This window comes from Citrobacter sp. TBCS-14, assembly GCF_005280805.1.
Classification (GTDB): domain Bacteria; phylum Pseudomonadota; class Gammaproteobacteria; order Enterobacterales; family Enterobacteriaceae; genus Citrobacter; species Citrobacter gillenii.
Map to the genome: position 1 here is coordinate 336 of NZ_SZWM01001314.1, position 272 is coordinate 607.

Consider the following 272-nt stretch of genomic DNA (forward strand, 5'->3'; position numbering starts at 1 on the left):
GGTGCGCAGCATCCGCACGATATCCCAGCCGTTTACATCGGGCAGCATGATGTCGAGAATGAGCAGGTCATAATCACCGGTCATTGCCAGGTGATATCCGTTCAGACCGTTGTCCGCCAAATCCACAACAAAACCCGCTTCCGTCAGGCCTTTCGTCAGGTATTCGCCGGTTTTTTTTTCATCTTCGACAATCAAAATCTTCATGACATTCTCCATCACGCACTGGCTGTGCGGATTTTCAATTCTAGAGAAGGCGGATCGGATAGCAATCG

The 272-nt window shown here is 50.0% G+C and carries 1 protein-coding gene; it reads right to left on the reverse strand.

Features of this window, described 5'->3' with window-relative positions:
• A partial coding sequence (locus FDX22_RS32345; protein WP_255433095.1) for a response regulator occupies positions 1–204 on the reverse strand: 204 nt, incomplete at its 3' end.
• Positions 205–272: the final 68 nt, after the last annotated feature.